At 51.7% G+C, this 15,339-nt stretch carries 13 protein-coding genes; all 13 read right to left on the bottom strand.

Annotated elements, in window-relative coordinates; translation table 11 throughout:
* Nucleotide 1: 1 nt before the first annotated feature.
* The 13 genes from yfmF to KP806_RS03460 all read right to left on the bottom strand — a co-directional run bounded on the left by yfmF (nucleotide 2) and on the right by KP806_RS03460 (nucleotide 15,208).
* The gene (gene yfmF, locus KP806_RS03520) at nucleotides 2-1,276 is read right to left on the bottom strand and encodes an EF-P 5-aminopentanol modification-associated protein YfmF (RefSeq protein ID WP_224722149.1); all 1,275 of its coding nucleotides are present in this window, start codon (nucleotides 1,274-1,276) and stop codon (nucleotides 2-4) included.
* A gap of 156 nt (nucleotides 1,277-1,432) precedes the next feature.
* The gene (gene sleB, locus KP806_RS03515; protein WP_224722148.1) at nucleotides 1,433-2,224 is read right to left on the bottom strand and encodes a spore cortex-lytic enzyme; all 792 of its coding nucleotides are present in this window, start codon (nucleotides 2,222-2,224) and stop codon (nucleotides 1,433-1,435) included.
* 120 nt (nucleotides 2,225-2,344) lie between these two features.
* Entirely contained in the window at nucleotides 2,345-5,005 is a 2,661-nt protein-coding gene (locus KP806_RS03510; protein ID WP_224722147.1) for an FtsK/SpoIIIE family DNA translocase, read from the bottom strand.
* A 79-nt stretch (nucleotides 5,006-5,084) separates the two neighbouring features.
* A complete protein-coding gene (locus KP806_RS03505; protein ID WP_224722146.1) occupies nucleotides 5,085-5,297 on the bottom strand; it encodes a YlzJ-like family protein in 213 nt (70 codons plus the stop codon).
* Entirely contained in the window at nucleotides 5,294-5,977 is a 684-nt protein-coding gene (locus tag KP806_RS03500; RefSeq protein ID WP_224722426.1) for a ClpP family protease, read from the bottom strand. The genes KP806_RS03505 and KP806_RS03500 overlap by 4 nt, the downstream gene beginning before the upstream one ends.
* A 223-nt stretch (nucleotides 5,978-6,200) precedes the next feature.
* Nucleotides 6,201-7,880: a ribonuclease J gene (locus tag KP806_RS03495; protein WP_224722145.1), complete on the bottom strand. Its 1,680-nt coding sequence runs from the start codon at nucleotides 7,878-7,880 to the stop codon at nucleotides 6,201-6,203.
* A gap of 396 nt (nucleotides 7,881-8,276) precedes the next feature.
* A complete protein-coding gene (gene dapA, locus KP806_RS03490) occupies nucleotides 8,277-9,155 on the bottom strand; it encodes a 4-hydroxy-tetrahydrodipicolinate synthase (RefSeq protein WP_224722144.1) in 879 nt (292 codons plus the stop codon).
* Between the two features lie 27 nt (nucleotides 9,156-9,182).
* Nucleotides 9,183-10,397 (bottom strand): aspartate kinase, encoded by a 1,215-nt coding sequence (gene dapG / locus KP806_RS03485; RefSeq protein WP_224722425.1) that lies wholly within the window; start codon nucleotides 10,395-10,397, stop codon nucleotides 9,183-9,185.
* A gap of 403 nt (nucleotides 10,398-10,800) precedes the next feature.
* Nucleotides 10,801-11,391 carry a dipicolinate synthase subunit B gene (locus KP806_RS03480; protein WP_224722143.1) on the bottom strand — a complete coding sequence of 197 codons (591 nt, stop codon included), beginning with the start codon at nucleotides 11,389-11,391 and terminating at the stop codon, nucleotides 10,801-10,803.
* Nucleotides 11,388-12,287, bottom strand: coding sequence for a dipicolinate synthase subunit DpsA (dpsA, locus tag KP806_RS03475; RefSeq protein ID WP_224722142.1), 900 nt, complete (start codon nucleotides 12,285-12,287; stop codon nucleotides 11,388-11,390). Before dpsA ends, KP806_RS03480 begins: the two co-directional genes overlap by 4 nt.
* A gap of 144 nt (nucleotides 12,288-12,431) precedes the next feature.
* Complete coding sequence (gene dut, locus KP806_RS03470; protein WP_224722141.1) at nucleotides 12,432-12,911, bottom strand: dUTP diphosphatase; 480 nt, start codon at nucleotides 12,909-12,911, stop codon at nucleotides 12,432-12,434.
* Entirely contained in the window at nucleotides 12,856-14,124 is a 1,269-nt protein-coding gene (locus tag KP806_RS03465; protein ID WP_224722140.1) for a M16 family metallopeptidase, read from the bottom strand. Before KP806_RS03465 ends, dut begins: the two co-directional genes overlap by 56 nt.
* A 76-nt stretch (nucleotides 14,125-14,200) precedes the next feature.
* Nucleotides 14,201-15,208, bottom strand: a complete 1,008-nt coding sequence (locus KP806_RS03460; protein WP_224722424.1) for a polysaccharide deacetylase family protein — start codon at nucleotides 15,206-15,208, stop codon at nucleotides 14,201-14,203.
* Nucleotides 15,209-15,339 lie beyond the last annotated feature (131 nt).

The following is a 15,339-nucleotide window of genomic DNA, read 5'->3' as shown; positions in this document are numbered from 1 at the left end:
CTTATGCCTCCTTCCGGTCGCGCAAAAAGTAGATCGTATCCAGCTGCACGCGCTGAGCCACCTTCACGATGTCCGCAGGCGTTACTGCCTGAACCTGCTCCAGCAGCTGCTCAGCACTTCTTTGCTTGCCGGTCAGCACGCTGTTGAAATCGTAAGCAATCATCTCGTACGCAGAATCCTGCAGCTCGCGGAGATGGTTGGATATCATCGCCTTCGTCTGATCGAGCTCGAGCTCCGACAGCTTGCCCTGCTTCATGCTTTCGAGCTGCTCTAAAATGATGGCCACGGCACGCTCGTAATTGGCGAATTCAATGCCGGATTGAATCGTGCAAATGCCCTTATGGCCGTCCAAGCGGGATGCGGCGTAATAGGCAAGGCTTGCCTTCTCGCGGACATTCAGGAACAGCTTGGAATGCGGATATCCTCCCAATATGCCGTTATACATTAAAGCAGCCGGATATTCGTCGTCATCGTATCCGATCCCCATCCGCAGACCCAAATTCAGCTTGCCTTGGCTGACCTCCATCCGGTCCGTCACCTTTTTTACTTCTTTCACATCATGCTTAACCACCGGCAAGCTGTAAGCGGATGGCGTTCCGGTCTTTAAATGGAAGGCTTGCTGAACGAGTCCCGTTACCTCTTCAAGCGTGGTATCTCCTACAACATACAAATCAAGGGCTGCGTTGCTAAGCCATTCCTCATAGTGCTTATATAATGAACTCGGAGTTATCGATTCGATTTCATCCAGCTTTCCGAGCGGATGAAGACGGTAAGGCTCGTTTGCGCACATTTCCTCAAGACAGCGCTCCGCTGCATACCGGATTTTATCGTTAACGATGGCTTCCAGTCTTTTTCTAAGAGTCGTCTTCTCTGCATCTACATATTTAGCATGGAAGCCGTTATTATCGATAAGCGGATCGGTAAGCACATCTCCTAGAAATTGCAGGGAAGCCGCAAGCATGGATTGATCGGAGGATACAAAGCTCTCGTTGATAACGTCCATGCGGAATTGGACAATTTGAGAATCTCCTCTTTTATATACATCAAATCCAAAGCCGGCACCGTATAAATCGTCAAGCTTCTCGCGGAATGCAATCGTTTCGGGCGTGCTGGCCGTACCTCTTCTCAGCACAAAAGGAATTAACGCAACAGGTGTTACCGTTGCTTCATCTAGTGTCAAGCCGGCAAACAAGGAAATTGCGTACGTTTTGAAGCGCTTGGTAGGCAGTACGTGAAGTCGTAACCGCTGCAGCTGGCCTCTTTCGAATTGGGTCACTCAGGTTTGCTCCCTTCTGACGGCGCATTATAGAGTAAATCTATTCCATTTGACAAATCCCTATACCATTCCCATTCTAACCTATACGAAATGGAAGAAGCAACCACTGCTGCGCTGGGCAGTAACGGCTGCTTCCCCTTAAAATGATACTTATTGTTACATACAGAAAATGTGTTTGCCGATTGTCTTGATCTGGGTTCTCGTCCAAATCCATGCCGAGGTTGCGGTGTCCGGATTGAAATAGTAAAGACAGCCGCCGGAAGGGTCCCAGCCGTTAATGGCATCCATTACGGCTTCCTCTGCTTTCTCGTTCGGCGTCAGCCAAATTTGTCCGTCTGCTACCGCCGTGAATGCACGCGGCTGAAAAATGACGCCGTAAATCGTATTGGGAAAGCTTTGCGATTTGAGACGGTTCAGAATAACGGCGGCAACGGCAACCTGGCCTTCGTACGGCTCGCCGCGCGCTTCACCGTAAACGGCATTGGCCATAATCTTGAGATCATTGTCAGTAAGTCCCAGCCTGTTCGATTTGGAAATCGAAGCATTGCTGCCTCCCTTGCTTGCTCCGCCTCCGCCGCCCCCTGTGCCGGCATTTGAAGCAGGCGCTTTCGTGCTGCCGGTCGGCCTCCAGGATTTCGTCGCCTCCCAAAGCTTGAGCTTGGTTTTGGCGCCCACGATTCCGTCCGATTTCAATCCGAATTTCCATTGGAACCAAGTTACCGCGTCTTTCGTTTCCGAGCCGAACTGTCCGTCGATTTTTCCGTTGAAAAAACCGAGATGCGTCAGACGGCCTTGAAGCTCGTACACGTCCTGACCTGAAGAACCAACCTTAAGGATGGCGTTGCTAAACGTTTCGGCAGCTTCGTTTTGCCCGCCCCGCATGAGCGTGAAGGACCCGAACAGCAGAAGCACTATGACTGTGGTCACCACAATTAAACGTTTTTTCATGAACGGATCTGCCTTTCTCTTGCAAGTTAGTTCGCTTAAGGTAGCGTTACCTAACTCTAGTATGAGAAAGTCGGTTCCCTTCTATGCACCATATTCCCTGCCTAATGCCAGCAGTGGAAATCAGGAGCTGATTCGTCCCGATTGACCCGATTGAAACTGCTCCATTGTGATGAGCACCTCGCGTGGCTTGCTTCCTTCGTACGGACCGACAACCGATCTTGCTTCCATCTGATCGATTAGCCTCGCCGCCCGCGTATAGCCGATCCTCATTCTGCGCTGCAGCAGCGAAACGGATGCCTGCTTGGCCTCCACGATGATTTGAACCGCCTGGTCATAAAGCTCGTCGAGCGTTTCATTGTCTTCAACGGTTTCTTCCTCTACTTCGGGAACAAGATCCTCCTTATACTCCGCTTCCGCTTGATCCCGGGCGTAATTCACGAGCGTCTCCACTTCCTGATCCGAAAGGAAAGCTCCTTGCACACGTATCGGCTTAGACATGCCGACAGGCAGGAAAAGCATATCCCCCCGACCCAGCAGCTTCTCGGCACCAACCATATCGAGAATCGTCCGGGAATCGACCTGGGAAGAAACGCCGAAAGCAATTCGCGAAGGGATATTGGCTTTAATGACACCCGTAATAACGTCGACGGAAGGCCTTTGGGTTGCAATGATAAGATGGATGCCCGCGGCACGGGCCATTTGGGCAAGCCTGGCAATCGAATCCTCGACGTCGTTTGCCGCAACCATCATCAAATCCGCAAGCTCATCGACGATGACGACGATATACGGGAGCACGGCAGCCGGATTGTCCGCCATAAGCGTATTATATCCCTCAATGTTGCGGGTACCTGACTTTGAGAAGAGCTCATAACGGCTTTCCATCTCGACAACGATCTTCTTCAGCGCGAGAGATGCCCGCTTCGGATTCGTGACGACCGGTGCCAGCAAATGCGGAATGCCGTTATAAACATTAAGCTCAACCATCTTGGGGTCGATCATCAAAAATTTCACTTCATCAGGTGCCGCTTTGTACAAAATACTCGTAATGATCCCGTTGATGCAAACCGATTTTCCCGAGCCCGTAGCTCCAGCTACAAGAAGATGCGGCATCTTGGCCAAATTTCCGACGATCGTCTGACCCGAAATATCACGGCCGAACGCGATGGACAGCTTGGAGGCTGCGTTCTGGAACGTAGCCGTTTCCATAACCTCCCGCATCGTGACGACCGATACCTCCATGTTCGGCACCTCAATGCCGATTGCTGATTTGCCCGGGATCGGAGCTTCCATCCGAATATCCTTCGCTGCGAGAGCAAGCGCGATATCGTCCGTCAAACCGACGATACGGCTTACCTTCACTCCTGTCGCAGGCTGAACCTCGTATCGGGTAACGGCAGGACCTCTAACCACATCAAGCACCTTCGCCCGAACCCCGAAGCTCTCCAGCGTCGCTTCCAGCTTTCTGCGTGAATCGTACATGTCGGATACATCCGCGTTTTTGCCCATTAAATTCGGCTTATTCAGCAATGAGAACGGCGGCAGTAAATATGGCTTCGCCTCGTTCGTACCGGCCGCAGGCTGCCTGACCGGGGTCTGTGCGGATCCGTCGTTATCCCCGATCAACGCCTCAGACGCTTCGCTTACCGTGTCAATCGTTTGCTCCGCAATATCACCTTGCTCGAAATCGTCATCTACATCGTCTTCGTCATCGTGTCCGTCAATCTGTGCCTGTTCCTTCCATTCGTCTCCCTGACCTTGAGCAGACGCCCTTCTGACCAGATTGGTGCCGGACTCCTCCCATGGAGCACCTCCATCATGAATCGGCGATTCGTTATTCCCGGACGGAGAGGGCTCCCTTCCTGACTGCTCCCAATCATCAAGATGATTATGCGGCAGAGCATTGGATGAATTCGGCCTGATCTCGGAAGGCTGAGGCTCGAATACCCATTCGTCCTCATCCGGATCGAGTTCGTCCGCAGCCTCGTTCTCCTTATTCTTCCACCAGGAAAACAGCGAAAACCGCCTTCTTGGTCTCGATACGGTATCTCCTTCGTGATCATCGTCCATCAGGTCCTCATCATCGTCATCGTCGTTATCGATGAGCTGTCCGGCGCTGCCGGCAACCGCCGCACGGCGTGCCGTCCGTTGCTGCGACCATTTGGCCTCCAGCAGCCGATACATCCGGGCAACTTTGGCAGCTGCAAGCCGCCCCAGCTCCACGTACGATTTCCCGGTCAGCAGCATGATCGAAATCGCGAACATAACGAACATGATGAGCTTTGCCCCATAATAGCCGAATAAAGAAAATAACAGGGTATATTGCAGCGCTCCGACAAAACCGCCGCTGATTTGTTTGTCCCGAATAGGCACATCATTCTCGGGGGTGACCTGAATCAGAGATTCCTGCAAATCCGAGCTGAGCTGGTCCCATATTAAGCCGCCCGTCAGCTCGGTCGTCGGACGAAGCTTCTGGTCAATTTCGGAAATCGAGCTCATAAGCGTAAATGCAAGCACCAAAACAAGCAAGCCTGTCCGCTTATTCGTCCAACCCCGCGGCCAAGCTCGCTTTACCATCACTGTCAACCCGATAAAAATGCCGACCAAGGCCAGCACAAAATAAAACTTGCCCAGCGCTAGGCCAAACAGCTTGGACAACGAACGTCCGACAGCCGCTTCTCCCGACAAGGCTATTATTGAAATCGTAATAAGCAAAATACCGTAAACTTCGAATTTTAAGCTCGTCCCGATTGATTTCCTTCGTCTTTTTCTTTTCTTTGCCAAATCAGTCACCTCTGGTAAAACATTATACCATAGGTGGAGAAATGTTCCTATGAGACGATCGTACGAACATCAGTTTGGCTTATTGGTAATGAACGAGATTGCCTGGAGACAGGCTGGGATTCAAGTAATCGTGCAGGCTGCAGTCGAGCAGCCGGACGATTTTGCCGATGCCGGGCGCGACCGGCGCAACCTGCATGCGGATACCGTTCACCCAAACTTCCTGATGCGGCTCCATTTTATCGTTAAAGCCCTCTAAAACGACCTCTAACGGCATATTCGTGTAGATCGTCATACATAGCTCACCTCTTGTTTCCTGAGCTTATTCTCCTCAATTAGCCGGTTTAACTCTTTAATCGCATCCCCCAGTCCGCCTACCCTGTCGATCAATCCATGTTTGACGGCGTCGGAGCCGATCACGGTCGTTCCGATGTCGCGGGTCAGCTCCCCGGTTTTAAACATTAGCTCCTTGAAAATCTGCTCCGTAACATTGGAATGGGAAGTGACGAAACGAACAACTCTTTCCTGCATTTTGTCCAAATATTCGAACGTTTGCGGCACTCCGATAACAAGGCCGTTCAGACGGATCGGATGAATCGTCATTGTAGCGGTTTCGGCAATCAACGATAGATTGCCGGCGACCGCGATCGGAACGCCGATCGAGTGGCCACCGCCAAGCACAAGCGTGACGGTTGGCTTGGATAACGATGAAATCATTTCGGCAATGGCCAAGCCCGCCTCCACATCGCCGCCCACTGTATTCAGAACGATGAGGACGCCTTCAATTTTTTGGTTTTGCTCAGCCGCGACAAGCTGGGGAATCAAATGCTCGTATTTGGTCGTTTTATTTTGCGGGGGAAGCACCAGATGTCCCTCGACCTGACCGATAATCGTCATGCAAAAAATATTCGATTCCGCCTGAGCGGGTACAGAGGTTTGACCGAGCTGCTGAATCGTATCCACAACGCCCTGCATCTTTTTTTTATCATCCGGAGTAGGTTCGGGCTGCTCGGAAGTAAAGCCGTTTTGCGTTTGCCACATATGCGAATATCCCCCTCAATGATCGTAGTGCTCGTCATAGTATGAGGTCTCACGCCGAATTTATACAAAAGATTTGTGTCGGCAGCAAATGAAAAACCCTCTTGCATCCGCAGCGGCATATGCGGAATACAAGAGGGTTACTATCGATAAATATGGATTAAACTTCCATAATGATCGGCAGAATCATTGGACGGCGACGGGTTTGCTCGTACAAAAAGCGGCCAAGCGCATCCTTGACATTCGTTTTCAAAGATGCCCATTCATTCACTTTATCGTTCATCAGTCGGGTAAGCGTCGACGTAACGATCCGGTTAGCTTCATCCAGCAGTCCTTCCGATTCGCGGACATAGACGAAGCCTCTCGAGATAATGTCGGGACCCGACAAAATGGCGCCGTCTTGTTTGCTTAACGTTACGACGACTACGAGAATCCCGTCCTGCGACAGCAGCTTACGGTCACGAAGTACGATATTGCCAACATCTCCGACGCCAAGTCCGTCAATCAGAACATTTCCGGCTTGTACCTTCGAGCCTTTGCGGGCGTTACCGTTTTGGAACTCGACCGTATCGCCGTTATCGATGATAAACACATTCTCGCGGTCGATGCCGATCGCTTCGCCCAGCCTACCGTGCTGACGAAGCATGCGGTATTCGCCGTGGATCGGAATGAAGTATTTAGGCTTAATTAGATTAAGCATCAGCTTCAATTCTTCCTGGCTGCCGTGACCGGAGACGTGAACGCCCGATACCGAGCCGTTGCCGTAAATGACGTTGGCGCCCAGGCGGAACAGCTCGTCCACCGTGCGTCCTACGTAACGTTCGTTACCAGGAATCGGTGTTGCAGCAATAATGACGGTGTCGCCCGGTAAAATATCGACCTTGCGGTGGGTCGAGCGCGCCATACGGGTAAGTGCAGACATCGGCTCGCCTTGGCTTCCTGTACACAAAATGACGACACGGTCCGCAGCCAACTTGTTAACTTCCTCCGGCTCGATGATCATTCCTTCAGGAATATTCAAGTAACCAAGATCGGAAGCGATGCTGACGACGTTAACCATACTGCGGCCGACGACAGCGATTTTGCGGCGGGTCGCAATTGCGGCATTAATGATTTGTTGAATCCGGTGCACGTTCGATGCAAAGGTTGCAACGACAACGCGCTGCGAGGATTTGCGGAAAATATCCTCAAGGTTGTCTCCGACTTGAGCCTCGGAAGGCGTGTAGCCCGGACGTTCGGCATTCGTGCTGTCAGATAGCAGCGCCAGTACGCCTCGTTTGCCGATTTCGGCGATACGCTGCAAGTCGGCAAATTGCTCGTTGACCGGCGTATGATCGAATTTAAAGTCCCCCGTATGAACGACGATGCCTTCCGGCGTATCCAGGCATACTCCGACGGAATCCGGGATGCTGTGATTCGTCTTGAAGAAGGAAGCGCGAATCGTTCCAAGCTGAATCTCAGTATCGGCATTAATAAGAATTCTCTTCGTTTCGCCGAGCAAGCCTGCTTCCTTCAGTTTTCCTTCAATCAAGCCGAGCGTCAGCTTCGTAGCGTAAATGGGTACGTTCAGGCTCTTCAAGACGTAAGGCAATCCGCCAATGTGGTCCTCATGCCCGTGAGTGATGATGATTCCGCGTACTTTGTCACGGTTCTCCGTCAAATAAGAAATATCCGGAATTACAATATCGATGCCGAGCATGTCCTCTTCCGGGAATTTCAAGCCTGAGTCCACAACAACGATGTCGTTGTTGTATTGAATTACGTACATATTTTTTCCGATCTCGCCTACTCCGCCTAATGCAAAAACGAGCAGCTTATCTTGGGTGTTCTTCTTAGACAAGTGTATCTATACCTCCTTAAAATTTGCGAAGCAGGTCCTCTTCGGTAGCGTCAGCTAAAACATATAGCAAAGAAAATCTCTTTCCGTGCCCAGCCTTCAACAATGAAGCGAAAATGCTCCGGTAGCGTCTTCATATTAGTGCGAAGCATTATTGCTCCGTCATATCCTGATAATTGGTTTGAACCGTACTATCGCTCACTTACGTGCAGTTATCGTCAGTTGCCGCTCTGACATTGTTCATTTCTAAAATTTGCCGCACCCAGTCACTTGAACTCATTATACATGATGAAAAAGATGGAATACAAGTGAAACCCGTTAAAGCTGTTAATCCTTAGGTTATCCAAAAAAATAAAACCGATGCTGGACGCACCGGCTGCAGTCAACGATTGACGTAAATTAAACGATCAAGTTGCGTAAGAATGCGGCTTCCGCCTCATTAACGGTTACCAGAGGGAGCCTTACTCCTCCAACCGGGAAACCTTTTAAGCCTAACGCATATTTCACTGCTACAGGATTTGGTACAGGATGAGGGCATGCAAACAACCCTTTGAACACAGGATGAAGAGTGCCGTTCAGCTTTGCGGCTTCTTGTACGTTGCCGTTGATGTAAGCATCAATCAGCCGCTTCATTTCTTTGCCGACAATATGGCTTGCAACGCTGACGATACCGTGTGCTCCTACGGATAAGGCAGGCAGCGTATGGCTGTCTTCACCGCTGTATACTTTGAAGCCCTCCGGGGCTCCTTTCACGATTTGAGTAAGCTGATCCAAGTTGGCGCAATCCTTCGTCGCAACAATATTGCCGATTTCCGCCGCTAGCCGAAGCGTCGTATCCACGGACAGATTGATGCCCGTACGCCCTTCGACGTTATACAGCATAACCGGGAGCGAAGTCGAATCCGCCACCGCTTTAAAGTGCTGGAAAAGCCCTTCCTGGTTTGGTTTGTTGTAATATGGCGCAACCAGCAAAATGCCGTCTACGCCGGCCGCTTCCGCGTCCTTCGTCAAATGGATGGAATGGGCTGTGCTATTGCTGCCCGTACCTGCAATAATCTTGCAACGCCCATTCGCGTGCTTGACTGCAAAACGGAACAGCTCCAGCTTCTCCTCGTCCGACAGCGTCGGCGATTCGCCGGTAGTTCCGGAAACGACAAGGCTGTCGCTCTGCTGCACGTCAATTAGATAATCAATTAACCGGCCTGTCGTCGGCCAGTCAATTTGACCTTTCTCATCGAATGGTGTCACCATTGCGGTAATCAATCTTCCAAATTCCATCTGAATTCCTCCCAAAACTGATGCTTTCTATCGATGAAGCTCGAACTTCGCATGCAAAGCGCGCAAGGCCTTTGCCATATCTGTTTCCCGTACGAGCACCCAAATCGTTGTATTGGAATCGGCCGACTGCAAAATGGAGATGCCTTGCTCGGTCAGCGCTTCCACGATCCGCGCCATGACTCCCGGCTCCCCGTTCATGCCGCCGCCGATGACGGATACCTTGGCGCAGCCGCTGACGGCGGTCGGCGAATAACCGCCTTCCGTCAACACGTGCACCGCACGCTCGGCATCCTTGTCGAACACGGTATATACGGCTCCGCTTGGAGTTACGTTTATAAAGTCAACGCTGATGCGGTGTTTAGCCATCGTTTGAAAAACCTGCAGCTGCACATCGCTTCTGCCTTTTATAGCTTTAACCGATATTTGGGTAATCCCGCTAACGTGGGCTATACCCGTCACATGTCTGTCTCTCAAAGCCGATTGTTGCTTCAGCGTCGATAAATCCGTTACAAGCGTACCGGTCTCCTCAGAGAACGTAGACCGCACTCGCAAAGGCACTCTTGCTTGCTGTGCAATTTCCACCGCACGTGGATGAATAACCTTAGCTCCTTGTCTAGCCATGTTGCAGATTTCGGCATAGCTGACGACCGGTAACGGCTTGGCGGCTTCGACGATGCGGGGATCGGCAGTCAATATCCCGTTAACGTCCGTATAAATATCGACCATTTCAGCCCGCAGCGCAGCCCCGAGCGCCGTCGCCGACGTATCGCTGCCGCCTCTGCCGAGCGTTGTCGTATCGCCGCCGGAGGAGCTCCCCTGAAAGCCTGTAACAATCACAACATTACCCGACCGGAGCTGCCGCAGCACCTTTTCAGGATTTACTTCCTTAATCCGGGCGTGACCGTATTGCTCGTCGGTTAAAATGCCCGCCTGTCCGCCGGTCAGGACGACCGCAGGAATGCCTCGATCGATGAGCATGCTGCATAAAGCGGCTGCGGAAATGACTTCTCCGCAGCCTAACAGCATATCCCGCTCGCGGGCAGGCAGCTTATCGCCGTTATCGCGGATAAGCTGAAGCAGCGTATCCGTTGCATAAGGATCGCCCTTGCGTCCCATAGCGGACACGACGACCACTAATGAATAGCCTTCGCTCCGTTCCCTGCTAATGTGCCGGATAACTCGTTCTCTGGCATGATCGCTTGATAGAGATGTGCCCCCGAATTTTTGGATCAGGATGCGCATAACATTCTCCTCCGTAATCGATCCCAGGAAGAAGAAGCAGGTTCCACAACTTAATAATTTAACCCTTTGATACGTTTCTTCGATTTGTACGGCGTGTCTTGCTGCCCCTTTGAGCAGGTTATCGGAAATGATCCACATATTAAGTCCGCGTTCCATGCCCGGATCGCGGCTTATGCGCCCGACGAATTCGTCCGGCTTCCCGGCAAGCGTCGGTCGCCAGCAGGTACCGCTGCGCGGCCGGAGCATCCAGAGCGAATCGCCCGGACTTTCCGCCTGCAGCCGCTTAACCTCTTCCAAATCGTAGTTGTATTAAGAAATCGACATATAAAGACTCCGATTGACCGCAGACGACAAAATCTGCACGCGCGTCGTCGTCACCTCAAATAAACGCCAAATGGCGTCTTCATTGATAGCGCTCGACAAGGAGCGGCTGAAGCTGTTGGCCCTGCAAGGCTGCCTCGCAAGTTTCCAAAACCAAATCCATTCTGGCAACGAGCGAATTAGGCTTCTGTACCGGATTGTCTTGACCAAACGGCACAAAATAAATATGTTTAGCCACCAGCAGCTTCGCTATGTTCGCAGCATTCAACCCTAGTCCGTCATTCGTCGAAATCGCCAATACGATCGGACGGCCGTTCCGCATTTGGGCTTTGGCTGCCATTAGTACTGCACTGTCGGTAATAGCGTTGGCAAGGCGGCTGGTCGTGTTGCCTGTACACGGCGCGATGACAAGCACGTCAAGAAGCTTAGACGGTCCTAGCGGTTCCGCCTGTACGATAGTAGAAATAAGTTCGTTCCCCGTAATATCCTTGAGCTGCTTCTGCCAATCCTCCGACTTTCCGAACCTTGTGTCCGTCGTCATCAGCGTATTCGAAACGATCGGCACGACATTCGCGCCCGCATCGACAAACCGCTTAATTTCCGGCATAACCTCCGCAAACGTACAATGCGAGCCGGACAATGCGTAACCTACCGTAATTCCGTTCCAATTCATAGCCCATTCCCCCGCTTAATCGTTTCTTCCAAAATCAACTGAGATAAGCAATCCGCCATGATCCGTCCAGCTGTTTTCGGTGCGACGATTCCGGGTAGTCCGGGTGCGAGCATCGCCTTTATGCCTCTCTTCTCCGCAAAACGGAAATCCGTTCCGCCGGGCTTTGACGCAAGGTCGATAATAACGGCTCGCGATGGTAAATTAGCGATAATTTGTGCTGTGATTATCATAGTCGGAATTGTATTAAAAAGCAAGTCAATGTTGCCCACATGTTGCAGCAAACCGCTGATGTAGAAAGGCTCGAAGCCCATTTCAGCCGCTCTTGCAAAATGCTCCGAACGGCGTACGCCCACCTTCACCTTCGAGCCGAGGCCTTGAAGCGTGCGCGCCATCGTAAATCCCGTACGCCCGAGCCCGAGTACCATCGAGGACGATCCATGGATGGTGATATCCGTATTTTGGATAGCCATCATTAGTGCGCCTTCGGCCGTCGGGATGGAATTGTAGATCGCAACATCATCCCGGTCGAACAGCTCGACCAGCCCGATTTGATGCTGCTTGCACAGCTCCTTCAAATACGGCTTCGCCATGCCGGTATATACGATGCAGTGTTTTGGAAGCTTTGCAATATGACTTTCCGTCAGCTGCATCTGCCGGTCGCTGAAGACGGCATGGATGTACCCCTGATCATCGGTGCCGACGGCAGGCAGCAGCAGGGCATCAACATCCTCGAACAGCTGCTCTTCGAATTCTGCCTGTACGGCGCCGTCGAGCGAGGAATGCAAACCGTCAAAGCCGGATATCGTCACCAAAGCATCCAGTTCAGTCAGCTTGCGGATGACCTCCAGCTGTCTTGCGTCACCGCCCAGCAGCAGCACTTGAACGCCTGTTAGCATTAAGCTTCACTCCTTTCTCCCTTCTAGCTCTAGATCATCTTATGCGTTCGCCCAGAGCGGGGTGAAAAAGAAAAAAAAGATCGGGCAAATGGCCCGATCTTCGTTTGTAATCCTATGATAAGTTATTAGTTATTGGCTTTATGGCTAGACGCCGGTATGGCCGAAGCCGCCTGCTCCGCGCACCGTTTCCGGAAGGTCCTCCGATTCGATGATCGATACGGCCGGGACGATCTGGAACAGCATTTGGGCAATGCGCTCGCCGCGGATAATCGTAAACGGCTCCTGCCCTAGATTAATTAGCAGCACCTTTACTTCCCCGCGGTAGTCAGCGTCGATCGTTCCCGGCGAATTCAGGCAAGTTATGCCATGCTTGTAGGCCAGGCCGCTGCGCGGCCTGATCTGTGCTTCCAGCTCCCCGGGCATTGCCATGGCAAAGCCGGTCGGAATCAGCTTTCTCTCGCCGGGCTGAAGCACAACCGGTTCGCTCACGGCCGCCTGAAGGTCAAAGCCGGCCGCCCATTCGGACATTTTGCGGGGTATCGCGATATCTTCATTGCCTTTCAGTCTCTTAAACAATACCTGAAACAAATTGATCCCTCCTGATTTGCGCCGTTGCTTTATCATTCGATCCAACCATAGCAACCGCAAAAGGAACGGACAATAAACGTTTCGTTACTTCCTGCACGTCTGCCATTTGAACCGCATCGATCCGCTGCAGCAGCTGATCGAGCGTATAATGATGCCCGAGCATAAGCTCGTTTTTGCCGAGCCGGTTCATTCTGCTGCTTGTGCTTTCCAGGCTTAAGATCAGGCTGCCCTTCAGCTGCTCTTTTCCGCGGTGCAGCTCTTCGTCGGATAAGCCCTTAACCGAAAGCTCGCCGAGCTGCTCCATCGTCAAATCAAGCACATCCTTCGTTTGCTTCGGAGCCGTACCTGCATAAATCGTGAACAATCCCGTATCCGCATAAGACGTATGGTAGGAATAAACGGAATAAGCAAGTCCGCGCTTCTCCCTGATTTCCTGGAACAGGCGCGAGCTCATACCGCCGCCAAGAGCATTATTCAGCAAGATCATCGCATACAGCTTCGAATCGGTGATGGAGCAGCCCGGAAACGAAAGGCAGAGATGATTTTGCTCCGTTTTCTTTTTGAAAAACAAATGATCTCCTATAAATGCCGGAGCAGCGACCGCCGTATCGGCAGGCTTGCTGTTGGCGAAGCCCCCGAAATGCTTCTCCAGCAGGGCAAGCAGTGCGCCTTCCTCCACATTGCCCGCTACGCTGATGACCGTATTTTCGAGCGTATAGGCAGCATCCATGTAGCCGCGGAGCGTGTTCGAATCCATGGCCGTCAATCGTTCTTCAAGCCCTAAGATCGAGTACGCAAGAGGATGGCCGCCAAAAGCGGCGCGCGAAGCTTCGTCGTGCACTTTATCGTCCGGCGTATCCTCATACATCGATATTTCTTCCAAAATGACGTTTTTTTCCTTCGCGAGCTCCTCGGGATCCAGCTGGGAATGAAAAAACATATCCGAAAGAGCGTCTACCGCCAGCGGCAGATGCTCGTCAAGCACTTTGGCGAAGTAACAGGTATATTCCTTCGAGGTAAAAGCATTGACGTTGCCGCCAATCCCGTCAAATAAATCGGCAATATCCTTTGACGTGCGGGTTTTCGTGCCTTTGAACAACATATGTTCGATAAAATGCGAAATTCCATTATTGTCGACGGTCTCGTTTCTCGATCCGGTTTTTACCCAGACGCCGAACGATACCGAACGTACGGATGGAATATATTCTACGACGACGCGCAGTCCGTTACTTAGGTTGTATTTGTTCACCCAGAGTCCTCCTAATGTTTTTGTGAACCGACGTATGCGTTTAGCCTGCTCCTTAAACAAGAATATTTTTACTATATCAGAATCCGCTTTCCCCCTCAACAGATGCGGGGACCCGTGCGGAGGAGAGCGTTTCGCTTACGGTACCGAGCGCATAGCCCTTCGACTTGGCAGCTGCAATAATGCCGCCGATCGCGTCTCTCGTCGAAGCCGTTGGATGCATAAGGATAAGAGCTCCCGGCGACAGCTTCGGCGTAACTCTTCGCAGCACGGTGTCCGGCGTCGGCTTCTGCCAATCGATCGTATCGATCGTCCACAATACGGTCTTCAAGCCCTGCTCCGCTGCGATTTGCACCGTCGCCTGATTAAATGACCCCGACGGAGGCGCAAACCATTTATTATTCACGTTTAACGTCGATCTCAAAAGCTCCTCGGTTTTCGATATTTGCAGGCGGGCATCCTGTCTGCTTAGCATTCTCATATCGGGATGCGTATACGCGTGGTTGGACATCTCGTGGCCGTCTTGCTGTATTTGCTTCGCGACTTCCGGATATTTTTTGAGCCAGCTGCCGTCCAGAAAAAAGGTCGCCTTCACCTGCTCCTGTTTGAGCGTCTTTAAGATCGGTTCTATGTATTCGTTTCCCCATGCGACGTTTATCATCAGCGAGATCATTTTTTTACTCGGGTTGCCCCGGTAAATCGGATAGGCGCCCAGTTCATCCAACGTGATATTCGGCTCGATCTCCTTATACACATAATGGATCGCTCCATCGGCCGGAGCCTGCAGCGTCGCCTCGAGCGTCCTCTCGATGTCGACTTCGATCCCGTTATAGCCGGGAATAGCTTTCCATACCCGATCGATTTTCGCATCGATAGGAGCAACTCTCCGTTTTTCCGCTTCCGCCTTGATCGTTTGAAGCAGGTCCTGTTTAACCGTATCGGATACCAGCGCCGTCACGGCTTCACGATCCGTCCCCCCGTATTTCACCGAAGCCAGAAACTCGGAAACTTCGTTATTCATACTGACGAATACGACTACGATCAGCATGCTCGCAGCAACAAGAGCAGCCTTTCTGATCATCCTCATCCCCACTTCCATAAGCGGCCTCATATGCGCGGCGGCAGCGCCGTCCGAATCGCACGTGCTAACATTCTTATGAACATTGGGACTAGTTTATGCAAAATAAAAAGAGACAGATCGAATCTGGCTCTTTTTCT

Origin of the sequence: Paenibacillus vietnamensis (assembly GCF_020169515.1) — a bacterium.
Taxonomy (GTDB): Bacteria; Bacillota; Bacilli; order Paenibacillales; family Paenibacillaceae; genus Pristimantibacillus; species Pristimantibacillus vietnamensis.
This window is presented reverse-complemented; position numbering and strand designations above follow the sequence as displayed.

Bases quoted from the DNA above. Each gene is read 5' to 3' on its own strand.
- sleB (WP_224722148.1), bottom strand. From the start codon at position 2,224: ATGAAAAAACGTTTAATTGTGGTGACCACAGTCATAGTGCTTCTGCTG.
- KP806_RS03505 (WP_224722146.1), bottom strand. From the start codon at position 5,297: ATGACGATCTACACGAATATGCCGTTAGAGGTCGTTTTAGAGGGCTTT.
- KP806_RS03500 (WP_224722426.1), bottom strand. From the start codon at position 5,977: ATGCAGGGCGTTGTGGATACGATTCAGCAGCTCGGTCAAACCTCTGTA.
- dapA (WP_224722144.1), bottom strand. From the start codon at position 9,155: ATGGAATTTGGAAGATTGATTACCGCAATGGTGACACCATTCGATGAG.
- dapG (WP_224722425.1), bottom strand. From the start codon at position 10,397: ATGCGCATCCTGATCCAAAAATTCGGGGGCACATCTCTATCAAGCGAT.
- KP806_RS03480 (WP_224722143.1), bottom strand. From the start codon at position 11,391: ATGAATTGGAACGGAATTACGGTAGGTTACGCATTGTCCGGCTCGCAT.
- dpsA (WP_224722142.1), bottom strand. From the start codon at position 12,287: ATGCTAACAGGCGTTCAAGTGCTGCTGCTGGGCGGTGACGCAAGACAG.
- dut (WP_224722141.1), bottom strand. From the start codon at position 12,911: ATGATAAAGCAACGGCGCAAATCAGGAGGGATCAATTTGTTTCAGGTA.
- KP806_RS03460 (WP_224722424.1), bottom strand. From the start codon at position 15,208: ATGAGGATGATCAGAAAGGCTGCTCTTGTTGCTGCGAGCATGCTGATC.